Annotated in this window: 16 protein-coding genes; 5 read left to right on the forward strand and 11 right to left on the reverse strand. The window is 34.2% G+C overall.

All coding sequences use genetic code 11. The features are described 5' to 3' along the window. Positions 1 to 509: 509 nt before the first annotated feature. The 3 genes from R6X41_RS02115 to R6X41_RS02125 form a co-directional block, all read right to left on the reverse strand. Positions 510 to 1,061 carry a DUF4136 domain-containing protein gene (locus R6X41_RS02115; RefSeq protein ID WP_318497005.1) on the reverse strand — a complete coding sequence of 184 codons (552 nt, stop codon included), beginning with the start codon at positions 1,059 to 1,061 and terminating at the stop codon, positions 510 to 512. Positions 1,062 to 1,072: 11 nt separating this feature from the next. Continuing rightward, positions 1,073 to 3,058 (reverse strand): urocanate hydratase, encoded by a 1,986-nt coding sequence (gene hutU, locus R6X41_RS02120; protein WP_318497006.1) that lies wholly within the window; start codon positions 3,056 to 3,058, stop codon positions 1,073 to 1,075. 267 nt (positions 3,059 to 3,325) lie between these two features. Continuing rightward, on the reverse strand, positions 3,326 to 3,490 hold the full coding sequence (locus R6X41_RS02125; RefSeq protein ID WP_318497007.1) for a C1orf53 family protein: 165 nt from the start codon (positions 3,488 to 3,490) through the stop codon (positions 3,326 to 3,328). A 49-nt stretch (positions 3,491 to 3,539) separates the two neighbouring features. Between R6X41_RS02125 and R6X41_RS02130 the strand changes: the two genes are divergently transcribed. Then, on the forward strand, positions 3,540 to 3,866 hold the full coding sequence (locus tag R6X41_RS02130; protein WP_318497008.1) for a hypothetical protein: 327 nt from the start codon (positions 3,540 to 3,542) through the stop codon (positions 3,864 to 3,866). A gap of 486 nt (positions 3,867 to 4,352) precedes the next feature. Here the strand turns inward: R6X41_RS02130 and R6X41_RS02135 are convergent, their stop codons facing one another. Beyond that, a complete protein-coding gene (locus R6X41_RS02135; protein WP_318497009.1) occupies positions 4,353 to 6,710 on the reverse strand; it encodes a DUF8693 domain-containing protein in 2,358 nt (785 codons plus the stop codon). 234 nt (positions 6,711 to 6,944) lie between these two features. Here R6X41_RS02135 and R6X41_RS02140 point away from each other — a divergent pair, with 234 nt between their 5' ends. The 3 genes from R6X41_RS02140 to hemL are packed head-to-tail and all read left to right on the forward strand — an operon-like array spanning position 6,945 to position 9,994. Further along, a complete protein-coding gene (locus R6X41_RS02140) occupies positions 6,945 to 7,862 on the forward strand; it encodes a 1-aminocyclopropane-1-carboxylate deaminase/D-cysteine desulfhydrase (RefSeq protein ID WP_318497010.1) in 918 nt (305 codons plus the stop codon). 4 nt (positions 7,863 to 7,866) lie between these two features. Further along, positions 7,867 to 8,685 (forward strand): glucosaminidase domain-containing protein, encoded by an 819-nt coding sequence (locus R6X41_RS02145; protein WP_318497011.1) that lies wholly within the window; start codon positions 7,867 to 7,869, stop codon positions 8,683 to 8,685. 16 nt (positions 8,686 to 8,701) lie between these two features. Further along, positions 8,702 to 9,994, forward strand: a complete 1,293-nt coding sequence (gene hemL, locus R6X41_RS02150) for a glutamate-1-semialdehyde 2,1-aminomutase (protein ID WP_318497012.1) — start codon at positions 8,702 to 8,704, stop codon at positions 9,992 to 9,994. 252 nt (positions 9,995 to 10,246) lie between these two features. Here hemL and R6X41_RS02155 read toward each other — a convergent pair whose 3' ends face one another. The 5 genes from R6X41_RS02155 to R6X41_RS02175 form a co-directional block, all read right to left on the reverse strand. Next, positions 10,247 to 10,843, reverse strand: coding sequence for a hypothetical protein (locus tag R6X41_RS02155; RefSeq protein ID WP_318497013.1), 597 nt, complete (start codon positions 10,841 to 10,843; stop codon positions 10,247 to 10,249). 59 nt (positions 10,844 to 10,902) lie between these two features. Beyond that, positions 10,903 to 11,388, reverse strand: a complete 486-nt coding sequence (locus tag R6X41_RS02160) for a hypothetical protein (RefSeq protein WP_318497014.1) — start codon at positions 11,386 to 11,388, stop codon at positions 10,903 to 10,905. Positions 11,389 to 11,462: 74 nt separating this feature from the next. Continuing rightward, positions 11,463 to 12,044, reverse strand: a complete 582-nt coding sequence (locus tag R6X41_RS02165) for a hypothetical protein (protein ID WP_318497015.1) — start codon at positions 12,042 to 12,044, stop codon at positions 11,463 to 11,465. A 184-nt stretch (positions 12,045 to 12,228) separates the two neighbouring features. Then, the gene (locus R6X41_RS02170; protein ID WP_318497016.1) at positions 12,229 to 12,537 is read right to left on the reverse strand and encodes a hypothetical protein; all 309 of its coding nucleotides are present in this window, start codon (positions 12,535 to 12,537) and stop codon (positions 12,229 to 12,231) included. Positions 12,538 to 12,611: 74 nt separating this feature from the next. Continuing rightward, entirely contained in the window at positions 12,612 to 13,196 is a 585-nt protein-coding gene (locus R6X41_RS02175) for a hypothetical protein (RefSeq protein ID WP_318497017.1), read from the reverse strand. A 527-nt stretch (positions 13,197 to 13,723) separates the two neighbouring features. Here R6X41_RS02175 and R6X41_RS02180 point away from each other — a divergent pair. Beyond that, positions 13,724 to 14,398 (forward strand): response regulator transcription factor, encoded by a 675-nt coding sequence (locus R6X41_RS02180; protein WP_318497018.1) that lies wholly within the window; start codon positions 13,724 to 13,726, stop codon positions 14,396 to 14,398. A gap of 83 nt (positions 14,399 to 14,481) precedes the next feature. Here the strand turns inward: R6X41_RS02180 and R6X41_RS02185 are convergent, their stop codons facing one another. Both R6X41_RS02185 and R6X41_RS02190 read right to left on the reverse strand, forming a co-directional pair. Next, positions 14,482 to 14,958, reverse strand: coding sequence for a DUF4890 domain-containing protein (locus R6X41_RS02185; protein ID WP_318497019.1), 477 nt, complete (start codon positions 14,956 to 14,958; stop codon positions 14,482 to 14,484). 115 nt (positions 14,959 to 15,073) lie between these two features. Next, positions 15,074 to 15,769: an endonuclease/exonuclease/phosphatase family protein gene (locus R6X41_RS02190; protein ID WP_318497020.1), complete on the reverse strand. Its 696-nt coding sequence runs from the start codon at positions 15,767 to 15,769 to the stop codon at positions 15,074 to 15,076. Between the last annotated feature and the right edge of the window lie 227 nt (positions 15,770 to 15,996).

Here is a 15,996-nt window from a genome sequence, read left to right on the forward strand (position 1 = left end):
AATATTATATGTTCATTTTTTTCATTGATAAAAAAACGAACCAAAAAAATCTAGGCTTACGAACTTTTATCTAAATTTTTCGTTCACCATCTAAATTTAAAGAACTCGCTACTAAAATTCAATAATATTGATTCATTCGTTTAGCTCAAACAGCTTTAAATTTTACGATACTTTCACTTCAAATTTTACGATAAATTTTCGATAGGCCAACCCAATAAACAAAATTTAACTTATTTAGAAAAAGTACTTCCCTTAGCACAAGTAATTCTATAAAGTGAACAGCGGTAAATCTTTTTGGGAAAAGAGACTAATTGTTTAGGACACTATTAGGGTAAGATAATGAAATTTAGCTGATGATAATGTTAAAGTCTAGTTAGGAAGGACATAGAGTAGGTGGACGTGAGTAAATTAAATTATGAATTAAACTTAAAGTTCTATTCAAAATTGAGCATAAAAAAAGGAACCCATTTCTAGGTTCCTAGCACTAATTTTCTTTTTCAGGGAAAATATTATTTTTTAGGTTCTGGCGGGTAACTTGCTAAAATCTGAGCTACAAACTCATTAATACGCTCGTCTTTTTTGTTCATGTTCTGATTTAAATATCCTGAACCTACACCTTGCCAAACCAGTTCTTGTTTCTTTGCATCTATAAGGTCTATAAATAAAGTACCTTCTGTAGAGCTTGTTATTGAAGTGTTGTTAAAATCGTTGTAATAGTATGGACTCCAACCCCAACCGTAACCATAAGGGCCCCAGCCCATATTGTTATTATATACGTTTACTTGTTCTCTTGCTTTTGTAAAAATACTGACTAATATATCCGGAGTCTCAGATTTTACATAACCTTTAGCAGTCATTTGGGCTTCGATAGCACGTAAAATACGTTTTTTATCTAAATCACTAATTTCGGCTTTATCAATTCCGGTTTTGTAAAACGCATATGTTTTAAATGTATCAAACGACGTTCCTTTTTCGTAATCTGAAGCTACTTTTATAGAACTACAAGCGCTTACCACTAAAAGAATTAATAACGCAGGTGCAAATTTTAAGAATTTTTTCATGTGTTTTTAGTTTAAAGGTTGTTGATTAAATTATCGTCCACCATATTTGGAAGGGTTACTTTTAAATTAGGTTCTACTTCCATTGCACGTTTAATTGCAAATAATGCTTCTTCGTTTCTAGCCCAACTTCGTCTTGCGATTCCGTTATTCACATCCCAGAACAACATGGATTTCAACCGTCTAGAAGCGTCTTTACTACCGTCAAGAACCATGCCAAAACCTCCGTTGATCACTTCTCCCCAGCCAACACCGCCTCCGTTATGGATGCTTACCCAGGTCGCACCTCTAAAACTATCGCCAATTACATTCTGTATCGCCATGTCTGCAGTAAAGCGAGAACCATCGTAAATATTAGAGGTTTCTCTATACGGAGAATCGGTTCCAGAAACATCGTGATGGTCGCGTCCTAAAATTATAGTTCCAATTTCATTATTTTTTATGGCTTCATTAAAAGCTTCCGCAATTTTCATACGTCCTTCGGCATCGGCATATAAAATTCGTGCTTGAGATCCAACTACTAATTTGTTTTCTTGAGCGCCTTTTATCCACTGAATATTATCAGCCATTTGTTGCTGAATTTCTTCAGGTGAGTTGGTCTTAATTCCTTCTAAAACTTTACAAGCGATAGCATCTGTTTTTTCTAAATCTTCTGGTTTTCCTGAAGCACAAACCCAACGGAACGGTCCGAAACCATAGTCGAAACACATAGGGCCCATAATATCTTGCACATAGCTCGAGTACCTGAAATCGATACCATTTTCTGCCATAATATCTGCTCCTGCACGCGAGGCTTCTAGTAAAAAGGCATTTCCATAATCGAAAAAATAGGTGCCTTTGGCTGTGTGTTTATTAATAGCATCTGCATGACGACGTAAGGTGCCTTGAATCTTTTCTTTAAACAATCCAGGGTTTTCAGACATCATAATATTTGCATCTTCAAAAGATAAATCTGCTGGGTAATAGCCACCTGCCCAAGGATTATGAAGCGAAGTTTGGTCGCTTCCTAAATCGATGTGAATGTTTTCAGTATCGAAGGTTTCCCAGATATCTACTACATTTCCGTGGTATGCAATGGACACTGTTTCTTTATTATCCTGTGCTTCTTTTACACGGACCACAAGTAATTTAAGATCGGAAATCACTTCATCTACCCAACCTTGAGAATGTCTTGTTTTTACCGCTTTTTCATTGACTTCGGCACAAACTGTTATGCAACCTGCAATATTTCCAGCTTTGGGTTGCGCGCCAGACATGCCTCCTAAGCCAGAGGTGACGAATAATCCGCCTTGTGGTTCTTTTTTTATTTTCCGAAAGCCGTTTAATACCGTAATGGTTGTGCCGTGAACAATCCCTTGCGGGCCGATGTACATAAAACTACCGGCAGTCATTTGTCCGTATTGGGTGACGCCAATGGCATTGAATTTCTCCCAATCGTCGGGTTTGGAATAATTAGGAATCATCATGCCGTTAGTCACTACAACTCTTGGAGCATCTTTATGAGATGGGAATAGTCCCATCGGGTGCCCGGAATACATCGCTAAGGTTTGGGCGTCGTTCATCTCGGCAAGGTATTTCATGGTTAGGCGATATTGCGCCCAGTTAGAAAATACAGCACCATTTCCGCCATAGGTAATGAGTTCATGTGGGTGCTGCGCCACAGCATAATCTAAATTATTCTGAATCATGAGCATAATCGCTGCAGCTTGTTCGCACTTCGCAGGATACTCATTAATCGGTCTGGCATACATCTTATAAGTCGGTCGTAGGCGATACATGTAGATACGACCGTAAGTGTCTAGCTCGTTTTTAAACTCTTCAAGAAGCTCTTTATGCTGAGATGCATCAAAATAACGCAACGCATTTCTTAATGCTAATTTGCGTTCTTCAGTCGTTAATATGTTTTTACGCTTTGGTGCGTGATTTATTGTGGTGTCGTAAGCTTGAGGTTCAGGTAACTGTTTTGGAATACCTTCTAGGATTTGTGCTTTAAATGTCATTATAGTTTGAATTTTAGCGTTTTTAGTTTTAATTCATTAATTAAAATTAAAACGCTATGGATACCGAATATCCACTCGGTGATGGGTATTCGCTACTTTATTTCTATAGGTCATTAAAAGATTATCCATTGTATATGTGTTTACTCTTAATTATTAAAATGGTCAGTTTGAGCCTAGTTAAAAGCCTTTAGGCTCGATCTCGATTCCGCTTGATTTGAGAGTTTGCTGATCAAATTTTGTTTTCATAATATATAGTAGTTTTACATATTACTTTTTAAACGAATCCGTTTTTTTATCGTAACCGTACGGGCAATGTCTGCAACCACTTTTGCAACAATAGCCTCTTTTAAGATGGTATTGTGCGGTAAAACAGCGATACCCTTCTGGGGTTAAATAGTAATCGCCTTCTTCTACAGGAATTATTTTTTTCATGTTTTTCAAAGATAGTGTAAATTGGATTGATTTTTGAACCCGCAATTGTATGATTTTAATTTCAAAATATATCATACCAAAAGGCTTTCAGGGAATTACTCTGTACCCGTTTATGTTTTTAAGAGATTCGAAAATGAAAACGAATTTGGTTTTAGTAAACCACGAGCGTATTCATTTAAAACAGCAATTGGAACTTTTGGTATTGCCTTTTTATATCTGGTATGCTTTAGAATTCTTGCTCCGTTTGGCTCAATATAAAAACAGGAGGATGGCTTATAAACATATTTCTTTTGAACGTGAAGCCTATGCCAACGAAAAAGACCTTAACTATTTACAGTCAAGGTCTCGATTTTCTTTTTTGAAGTCTATAAAATAGTGAATTGTTAGTGGTTTTTACGGTGTTTACCTACTCGAATGAGACCCTGAAACGAGTTCAGGGTGACGGGTGTTTTTAGTTCAAGTTTGTATTATGATACAACGTCATGCCGAACTTGTTTCGGTATTACATAGCAGTAGTCTTCTTACTCGTATGTGACCCTGAACTGAATTCAGGGTGACGAGCGTTTTTAGTTCATGTTTTTATTATGATACAACGTCCTGCCGAACTTGTTTCAGTTTCGCATAACAGTGTTTACCTTACTCGAATGCGACCCTGAAACGAGTTCAGGGTGATGGGTGTTTTTAGTTCAAGTTTGTATTATGATACAACGTCATGCCGAACTTGTTTCGGTATCACATAACAGTGATTATCTTACTCAAATGCGACCCTGAAACGAGTTCAGGGTGACGAACGTTTTTAATAACACTTGGATATTAGTGAGTTGTTCATGGTTATTTTTACCTAACACCTAACACCTAACACCTAATAAATAACCTTCTGTGCTTTTTCTGTTCCGTTAGACAACGTTGCCTTTACAATTAACGGACTGTTGGTTGGTTTAAACTGATCTAGTTTTACCTCAGCAGCATTTAATTTATTTGCTTGATATAACACACGACCTAATACATCGTATACAACAATGCTGTTCACTGTACTTGTTGTGCTACTCACTTTTATGAAATCTCTAGTTGCTATAATTTTGAAATTAGTATTTATAACAGCATCCTCTACATCTAATTTATTGGCTTGGTAACGTAGCACAAAACGGTCGTTAAACGTTCCTGCTTCTGCTGCAAATTGGTAAGGCGATTTTCTAAGATCGTGAGTAATATTTTCGTAGGTGTCTTCTAAATAGATATCTTGACCTTCTTCGAACAAACCGTCTACTTGGCTGATACCAATAGTATATAAATCTTTATCTTTTAAGATAACTCCTAAAGGCACTTCGTCTGAGTTCACAAATGGTAAGGGACGCCCTTGAATTACCATAGGCTCTTCATTTATTAAAGAGTGTATACTCATGATATTGTAATCCATAATTACAGCATCGTAAATATTGTCCTTTTCTATAGTTGCTCCGTTTATATATCCTAATAGCATAGAGTTAGAGCTTTTTGTTTCGTTTGCCGATAAGCTTAACCAAATACGTGATTTTTGTGAGGCTTCATCTGTTCTGTAAAAATCAGCATTATCATAGTCTGATTCTAATTGGCGCATGGCATTGGTGAAGTTTACATTAAATTCAGCTTTCTCATTATCCTTGTCGTAATCATTGTGAATAACTGTCACAAAAAATCCTTGCCCTGAAGCGATGTAACCAGAAAATTCACCAAAAGTACTTGGGCCTGTAGCGGTATGAGTGAAATAATCTGATGAAGAATAGTTGTATACAAAATCTTGGTAAAATGGGTCATCATGTTCTGTGCTAATAGCAGAACCATGTGTCCAAATACGCACACCGCCTTCTAAAACATCTTCATTTTCTGTTAAGAATTTTTCAATGCTAATGGCAGAAGGATATGGGTTTCCTATTAAATTCCAGTTGTCGTCTTCATTAGATATTTTTGTGGTTGATGGGCCAGAATTTCCTGAGTCATATTCATTGTAAGTTCCTTTATCGTAACCCCCATGAAAAACAGGTATTGAAATTAGTCCATTGTTTGGTTTTTGATTTTGAAATCTTTGAGTGTATTCATTTTCACTTGCACCGTTAATTGTTGGAAATCCTCTAACAATGTACCCTTGACCAGGTGTCATTGTTCCTGTAGCTTTTTTCCAGTTGCCAAAATCGCTTAAATATGTGTCGTTATTTTCTACAGTAGGTTGCCATTCGTAACGGTGTGATGTACTACCAATATTATCAACTGAAAAGCCTTGTACTGGTGATGCCCAGTAGACGTAATCTGTGTTGCGTGCTATGGTGGCTATGCGTTCAACAGTAAATGGATTGGTATAACTATTCCCTATTATATTTGAATCCACCCCTTCTTTTAATTGGATTAAACTACCGCCATCATAAATTGTCATAAAATTATCCATACTTAGATTATTTTTCACAGTAAGAGTACATTTATCATAGATGTTTACTGTTGACTGTCCTGACCTAGTGAGTTCAAAGTTTGAAGTTTCAATATTACTAGAATTTTTAATATTAACAATTCTTTCAGATTTAAATTTTCCTGTAATAAATACTTGAGTATTATCTAAATCCCACTGACTACCACCAGAAGCTGTTAATGTAAAGTTTGTGGCTTTAATAATTGAATTAATACTTGATGTTAACGGTCTATTTATTGTAATGTTTCCAGTTGCATCCAATACAGAGCTTCCTAATGACATATTATTAGATCCGCTACTCTCGTAAGTGAAATCAGTTACAGTTATGGTACTATTTGAAATGGTTAAATTACGATTACTACTAAAATCTCCTCCAATGTCCAAGCTACTATTGGTTATCGTAAGTACACCATTGATTATCATATCTTTCGAAACATTTAATATAGCACCATTTAGCACAGTTAGATTGCCATTCCAATCCATAGAGATAGACTTAACAACAATAGTCTGATCATCTATTACTGGATAATTGTTGTTTTGGCTATTACCAATAGTAACTGCCGCTCCATTATTATTAGGGAATTTATTACCCGGACCATCCCAATTTCCAGAATCGTCCCAGTCCGTGCTAACATTTCCTGTCCATGTATAACTTGCTCCTTGCCCAAACCCTTCTAAACTCAAAAGTCCAAAAAGCATAAAGCAAAACATATATTTTATAAACGAGGAGGTGCGATTAGAAGATGTTCCATTAGGAACTGAATAGGTAGAGTTAATAGCCATAAATATGAGGTTAAAAATTATCGGTTGCAAAATTAATCATTTCGGATAATTAAAACTAATTAACTGAAAGTAAAACGATTAAAATTTTGTTAATAGATTTCTTGTTTAGGGTGATTTTAGGTTAAAATTAACGAATTAGTATGATATTTTCTCTTTTTTAATAAAAAGTTCATGTTAACTTTTTAATTTTTCCTTTACTTTTGTACATCTAAGTCTAAAGACACTAGACGTACTATGTTTTTTATACCCAAAACTTCACAAATCAATAATCAGGCCATAATTTTAAATGCCGATTATAATATTAGTCTCTCTATTAAACGGGAAGACGAAATACATCCGTTTGTTAGCGGGAACAAATACAGAAAATTATACTACAATGTTTTAAAGGCAAAGGAAGAAGCACATACAACTTTGTTAACGTTTGGTGGTGCATATTCTAATCATATTGCCGCAGTGGCCCATGCGGGGAAAGTTTCAGGTTTTAAAACCATTGGTATTATTCGTGGCGAAGAATTGGCTTTGCAAACCGATTTAAATCCCACGCTTAAATTTGCCGAATCTTGTGGTATGGATTTTAAATTTGTTACGAGAGCCGATTACAGGAATAAAGAAACAGATGCATTTATTCAAGGTTTACAAGTCGCTTTTGGTGACTTTTATTTGATACCTGAAGGCGGTACAAATACGTTGGCGGTACAAGGGTGCGAACATATATTAACACCTCAAGATTCAGAATTCGATTATATTTGTTGTGCGGTTGGGACTGGAGGAACCATTTCAGGATTGATAAATAGCAGTAAACCTCATCAAACTGTTTTAGGATTTCCTGCTTTAAAAGGTGACTTTTTACAAAACAATATTAGTAAGTTTGTAGCCAAAACCAATTGGAAGCTGATAACCGATTATCATTTTGGTGGTTATGCTAAAATTAATGCCGATTTGGTTCGTTTTATCAATCAATTTAAATCGGATTATACCGTTTCTCTAGATCCGGTATATACAGGAAAAGTACTATTTGGTATTATGGATTTAATCCGAAAAGGATATTTTCCAGAACATTCCAAAATTTTAATGATTCATACCGGAGGTTTACAAGGCATTGCAGGTATGAACACCCAATTGAAAAAAAAGAAATTGCCCCAAATTATATAGATGCATGAAGCAAATTGTAATCCTTTTAATAGTCGTAAGTGTGTTGTTTAGTTGTGGAGCGCGGAAGCGAAAGCATAAATCGTCTAAATCGAAACACAAAACAGAACACGTTCAGCGTAAGACGCCTCAGCCAAAAACGGAAATTAAGAATGAAGATACGCCTGCCGAAACTCAGGTAGTTGTAGTGCCTGTTTTGGTGAGTAGTACTGCCGAATATATTCAGGTTTATAGTGGTGTTGCTGTAGAAGAAATGCAATTCTACAAAATCCCGGCAAGTATTACATTGGCGCAAGGTATTTTAGAATCGGGTTCCGGAAAAGGACGTTTAGCTGTCGAAGCGAATAATCATTTCGGAATTAAATGTCATGAATGGACGGGTGCAAGTATTCATCACGACGATGATGAAGATCAGGAATGTTTCAGAAAATATAAAGATGCAAAATATTCGTACCGCGATCACTCTTTGTTTTTAACCGAAAGAAAACGCTATTCGGGCTTATTCGAATTAGATATAGACGATTATAAAGGTTGGGCGAAAGGTTTGCGTGCTGCAGGTTATGCCACCGATAAAAAATATCCTGAAAAATTAATAGCAATAATAGAGCGTTATGAGTTGTATACATACGACGATGCCGTTACAGGAAATGAACCAAAACGTGTTAGTAAACCAAGTACAAGTCAAGATGTACATTATGTGGTAAAAGGAGATACGCTGTATTCTATTTCTAGACGCTATAATATTTCGGTTCAAGAACTACAAAAATTAAATGGATTACGAGATACTACAATTTCTATTGGTCAGGAGTTGGTCGTAAAATCCTAAATATAAAAATATTACAATGAAATATACAAGAAGTAGTGCGTTATTTGCTAATGCAGAACGCGTAATTCCTGGAGGTGTAAACTCGCCAGTTCGTGCTTTTAAAGCGGTAGGAGGAACTCCTATTTTTATGAAAGAAGCTAAAGGTGCGTATTTAATTGATGAAGATGATAACACCTTTATAGATTATATAAACTCTTGGGGACCTATGATTTTGGGTCATGCTTACCAACCCGTTGTCGACGCTATTATTGAAAAAGCAAAATTAGGAACATCGTTTGGAGCACCTACAGAAATTGAAACAGAAATCGCTGCTTTGGCCGTGTCTATGGTTCCGAATATTGATAAAATTCGATTTGTAAATTCAGGAACCGAAGCGTGTATGAGTGCCGTGCGTTTAGCAAGAGGTTATACCAGAAAAGAAAAAATTATAAAATTTGCAGGCTGTTATCATGGGCATAGCGATTCGTTTTTAATTCAAGCAGGAAGTGGAGCCGTAACTTTTGGAAGCCCGAATAGTCCTGGGGTTACTAAAGGTACTGCTCAAGATACGTTATTGGCAAAGTATAACGATATAGACCACGTAAAATCTATAATTGAAGCGAATCCAGACGATATCGCGTGTATTATTTTAGAGCCTGTTGCAGGGAATATGGGATGTATTCCGCCACAAGCTGATTTTCTGCAGAAACTTAGAGCGTTATGCGATGCTAATAATATCCTTTTGGTGTTCGATGAGGTTATGACTGGTTTTAGATTGGCTAGAGGAGGTGCGCAAGAATTATATAATGTAAAAGCAGATATTGTATGTTTTGGAAAAGTAATTGGTGGCGGATTGCCAGTAGGTGCTTTTGCAGCGAATGCAGCCATTATGGATTATCTGGCGCCGTTAGGCCCGGTGTATCAGGCAGGAACTTTAAGCGGAAATCCGTTAGCGATGGCTGCAGGTTTGGCGATGTTGAAAGCGTTAGAAAGCGATGCTGAAATTTTTAATCGTTTGGCAGAAAAAACCGAATATTTACATAAAGGGATAACTAAAGTATTAAACGATCATAAAATTGTACACACCATAAACCGAATAGGTTCTATGATTTCAGTACATTTTTCTGAAACGCCTGTGGTCGATTTTGAAACGTCTGCTTTAGGAAATAATGAAAATTTTAAAATATTTTTCCATGGCATGTTGGATCAAGGTATTTATATCGCACCAAGTGCTTTCGAAACTTGGTTTATAACAGATGCTTTAACGTATGCCGATTTAGATACCACTATAAATGCTGTACATAAAGTAGCAACATCGTTGGAGAAATAAGATTTTAAAATAATTGAATTACAGAGTTACATAGCTAAATGATTAAGTGTTCTTTGATGTTGAAACACAATCAGGATGCCAGATAGCAGTGCTGTAAAGTCGCAGTGAGATTATAAATTATAAGATATAAAAAAGGCTTTCCTATATATTGGGAAAGCCTTTTTATATTACACTTACTGCTGTGGACTTAATGAAATTATAAGTCTTTTGTCTATGTTTTACATTTTGTTTGATACTCATTGTTGAGGTTTTTTACATAATATTTCCATTAGCATCTAAATCAATTGTTTTCTTTTTGTTTCCTTTCATAAGTTTAACTTCATAGGTTATTATAGATTCTTTATTAAGCTGATAATCGATTTCACACAGTTGATTCGTAACCTTCCAATCCGGATAGTCTTTCATAATTTTAATTACAATGTAGGTTGGGATTGCCACATTTGTGTAACGTTCTGAAGCCTTTTTAATTTCACCTTTACCATTATAATAAGCTCTAATTCTGCCTTCTTTTGTTTTCATAGTTATATGATAAATGGGCTTTTTCTCACTGTCGTATTGACTGGTATACACTTCGGATGTTTTAATGTCGTAGCCCGCAGCGATAGTTTGTAGTTTTCTTACGTATCTAGAGCTTTCTAAAACGCTAGACAGGTTTAAATAATTGGCGTTTGTTCCTGTCGTTTTTATCTCTAAGTTGTGTTTTTCTAATAGAAATACATCAGGAATTTCTAATTTTTCAACAGCTGTTACTGTTATTTTATTGTCGTTAGTTTTATTGACGTCTGTGTTTTGTGCACGGATGCTGTTATAACATAACAGGCATAATGCGATTGAAATGAATGTTTTCATAATGTCTCAATTTTAAATTAATACTGTGATTTGGGGTTATTAATTGAGGGTTTAAGTTTTTATCTGGCTGTAATGGGGTGTTGTAAAGATTTAGAATTAACGTCTTCGAACATGCCATTGTAAGGATTAAATCCTTCAGGTAAATGTTTTTTAAATTCAGGACTTAATGTATAGGTGTTTTCTAAAGTCTCATTGTAAGGTAAGTCGTTAGTGTTAACCACGGTAAATACAGCGAACGATTGTAAGCTTGTTAACCCTTGGTCTGAAAATTTGGAGTATAATGTAATTGTATCTATTTGGTCCTCCGAATTATTTTCGTAAGGATAATTAATATCTGTTTCGTAAGTTATAGGGACTTCAATTTTAGATTTTGTTATAACATAGTTTGCTTCAGCATGAATATCTTCATGTACACTATAAATATTGTTAACCTGTGGGGTTTGTGTATTGGAAAATTCGATGGTTGTTTTTTTTGAACTCATCTGTGCCTTCAGACTTTGAAAGCCCAAGAGGAGAATTACAACACTTATTAGTATACGTTTCATGACTGATGTTTTTATGTTTATTCAATGATCTCACTACTATCTTAAAATGGGAGAATTATTAAAACGGTATTCAATTAGATAATGTTTCCTTTAGCATCGGTTTTAATTATTTTGGTCTGATTTCCATTAGAAATTTTTACTCTGTAGCTGGTCGAAAGACCTTTGCCATGTCTGTAATTTACGGTGCATATACTAGCCTCGTGTATCCAATTCGGATAAGTTTTCATTATGCTAATGCTTACGGCTTTTGGGATTATCACATTTTTATAACGCTCTTTGGATGATATAATTTGTCCATCACCTTTATACGTTACTAAAAAAATCCCTTTTTTTGTTTTAAAACTTACATCATAAATAGATTTGTCATCATTATTATAAGCTTCCATATTCTTTACATCATATTTTGAAATGTATTGTTGCAAAATTTTTACATAGTTTCCATTATCGGTAAATACGGAGTTATTCATATAAGTAGCATTCACTCCAACAGTTTTAACCGTTGCCTTAGATTTTTCAAGACTCGTTTGTGCATCTGGATTTTTGGTTTGAGTGTATGCAATTGGATTTTCTTGTAAATTATCTTGAGTGATTTCAACCTGTGCGTAGAAGTTGTTTCCTAGAAACAAACAACATACTAGTGTAATAATTTTTTTCATAATGTCTTAATTTTAAATTAATAATGTGGTTAGAGGTTATTAATTGAGGCTTTAAGTTTTTATCTGGCTGTAATGGGGTGTTGTAAAGATTTAGAATTAACGTCTTCGAACATGCCATTGTAAGGATTAAATCCTTCAGGTAAATGTTTTTTAAATTCATAATGTATAGGTGTTTTCTAAAGACTCATTGTAAGTTTGTTAACCCTTGGTCTGAAAATTTGGAGTATAATGTAATTGTATCTATTTGGTCCTCCGAATTATTTTCGTAAGGATAATTAATATCTGTTTCGTAAGTTATAGGGACTTCAATTTTAGATTTTGTTATAACATAGTTTGCTTCAGCATGAATATCTTCATGTACACTATAAATATTGTTAACCTGTGGGGTTTGTGTATTGGAAAATTCGATGGTTGTTTTTTTTGAACTCATCTGTGCCTTCAGACTTTGAAAGCCCAAGAGGAGAATTACAACACTTATTAGTATACGTTTCATGACTGATGTTTTTATGTATATTCAATGATCTCACTACTATCTTAAAATGGGAGAATTATTAAAACGGTATTCAATTAGATAATGTTTCCTTTAGCATCCGACTTTACTGTTTTTGTTTGGGTACCATTAGAAATTTTTACTTTGTAAGAGGTTAAAAGGCCTTTGTTGTCTTTGTAATCTATACTACATACATTGCCATCGAATCTCCATTCTGGATATGCCTTCATTATACTTACAATTACAGGTCTTGGTAAAGCTACATTTTTGTAACGCTCTTTAGATGCTGTAATTTTACCATCATCATTATACGTTACAGACATGACACCTTTTTTTGTGTCGAAAACAACAGCGTAAGTCGATTTGTCTCCAGGATTATATACTTCTGTGTTTTTTAAATCGTATTTGGCTGCGCGTTGTTGTAAAATCTTTACAAACGTTGCATTGTCTGTAAATACAGAGCTATTCATATATGTAGCATTTACTCCAACAGTTTTAACCGAGGCTCTCGATTTATCTAAATTTGTTAAGGCTGCCACATTTTTGTTTTGGTTAACGGCAACTGCAGATTCAAGTTCTAGTTCTTGTTGCGTTTTAATAGTTTGTGCGTAGAAGTTGTTTACTAGAAACAAACAACATACAAGTGCGATGAATTTTTTCATGATTTCTAAGTTTTAGATTATTAATATGTTTGTATCAAATTTAGAATACTAAAACAGTTGTTTTTAGAGGGGTAGTACCAGAATTTAAAAAAAGGTATTTGTACTTACGTATGGTTACGTACTTATTAAAAACGCTTTTTGTATACTATTTTTTGTTATCTTTCTGTTGAAAATTTGCAGATATACCAGTGGTTTAATAAGATAATAATTCACATTCTAAATTGAATTCTATTAAAAATAAGAAAATTAAACCTGAAATTTTAGCGTAGAAATTTCCTATTTATTAGTAGGTATTTCTACGTGTTTTTAATCGATTAGAGGTCGTTTTTGGTTAATCTGCTCTAAAAGAACCTATATTAGCTTTAAACTTCCTTTAACGATTAATAGCAATAAGGCGTAAGTATTTAGTTTTTATCAGAACTAATAACGTTACAAACGTTAAAAAAAACTCAAAAATCTACTTGCTTTATAACCAACGCATAGGAGTTGGGCCTTTTTGTCTAATAGTTAATATTAAAATTTAGTTAATGGAATCTAACCAAATACATATTGTTTTGGCCGACGACGTACGGTTGTTTCGAAAAGGGATTCGTTTCCTGCTTGAGCGTGATAAGCAAATAGTAGTAGACTTTGAAGCTGTTAATGGATTAGAGCTTATTACATATTTAAGAACATCTTCTACCCTTCCAAATATTGTAATTACCGATTTAAATATGCCTGAATTAAATGGAGTTGAAGCCATGAAATTAATTCATAAGGAATTTCCAGATTTAAAAATAGTAGCACTAACGAGTTATAATTCTAAATCCTGTATTTTAAATATGATTCATTTAGGAGTGTCTTGTTATTTGCCTAAGAATGCGAGTCCAGAAGAATTTTTAACAGCTATAAAAGAAGTTCATGATATTGGATTTTGTTATACCAACGACGTTTTAAAGTTTATTCACGAAGATTTGGCTAATAATAACGGGAAACATGCAAAATGTGATTTTGACGAATCGTATTTAACAGGAAGAGAGAAAGAGATATTGGGGCTTATTTGCAAGCAATTTACAACTTCAGAAATAGCAGATCAATTGTGTATAAGTCCAAGAACGGTTGAAGGTCATCGTAATAATTTACTTCTTAAAACCGAATCTAAAAATGTGGCTGGTTTAGTAACCTATGCTATTAAAAATAATTTATTGAACCTGATGAATTAAACAGAATGTTTATAAAATTTATATAAAAGCAAAAGCGGCGAATCTGTTACCATTTGCCGCTTTTACTTTAATGCTTTTACTTGTTATCCTTGTCTATTTTGGTTTTGACGTTCGGTTCCTCTGTCTCCTTGATTTTTTCTGCCTTTTTTACGGTTCGCCATGTCTTTTTCCCAAATTGCATATTGTTCGCTTTTTAAGATACTTTTCATTTTAGTCTTAACCAATATTTGATTGTCTAACTGAGCAACCATTCTTGTGTAACGCTCATTGTCTGTAGGTTTTTGTCCCGCTTCTTTAGCTTTCTTAAACGCCTCACGATTGGTCTGTCTTTCTTTCGCTTGAGCAATATTTAAATTATAAACTTCCTTTTGTTGAGCATCAGAAAGGTCTAAATTTAAAGTCATTTTTTTTGTCTGTAGTGTTGCTTGTTGTTCAGGAGTAAAGTCTGCACCTTGCATGCGCATTTCTTTTCTGTCTTGTTTCTGAGAATCACCCTTTTTTTGTTGTGCAAAAGCATTTATAGAGATAAATACAAGTGCTAAAATCATTATTTTTTTCATGTCTTTTGTGTTAAAAATTATACATCTAAGACCGTGGTTTTTTAAATAGGTTTAATTGGTAATTAAATTTTAACAACCTATTAACGCTCTAAGTAGAGTGACAAGACTATTTAAATTACGGTTTAAGCTGAAATTTCCCTAGTAAAAGTCCGTGATCAGAATCAGTATTGAATTCCTTGTGTAGGATTATAGGTTTCCATTTTTTAGACAGCCAAAAATGATCAATCTCTAATAAAGGAAGTACGCTAGGCCAGGTAGCCGTAAAACCATTGTTGTACTTATGGAAACTCTCATAATCTGAAGTAAAAGCTTCAAAATAAACACTTTCGTAAGTGGTGTTAAAATCACCTATAATAAAATCGATATGCTGAGATTCTATAATTGATTCTAACATTTTAAAATCTGCTTTTTTTGATAAAGCTGGATTCGCTAATAAATCGATAACTAAAATGGTTCTCAGACGATTGTTAATTGTAGCGGTGACCAAATTAGCTTTAGAACCTCTCGAAATTTTCTTGTATTCTACGTCGTTTATTTCACCATTAACAGCTATCATCATTTCACCTTCAAGTTGCTGTATATCATAAGAAGGATAATGTCTTTTCAAAAATTTAATATCGGCATAAGGGATATCTTTAGCTTCAACTAAAACAATGATTTCAGGATTGCTATCCTTCATGTTTTTAAAAATCACATCTAAAGGCAATTGATCTGGCCGGGAAATATTCCAATACAAGACCGAATGGGTGTTTAAGGCTGTATTGACGGTTGTGTCTTCAGTCTTAAAATGGTAATTATTATACCAATACACCGCTATTAAGCTATTAAAACAGAGTATGAATATACTCAGTTTCTTATGTTTATATAGGCCAATAGATAGCAAAAAACCATATGTAATAATGAAAATTAAGGAACACGCATTAAAAATAAAAACAAGAGGTAGAAATCTATCTTTTAAAAAAAAATGGACAACTAATAAAAAAGCATACCAAAAAATGAGGTATGCTTTAGCTTTGTATTTAAATATAAGTTCAATCA

It is taken from the genome of Formosa sejongensis, assembly GCF_033447105.1.
GTDB lineage: Bacteria > Bacteroidota > Bacteroidia > Flavobacteriales > Flavobacteriaceae > Formosa.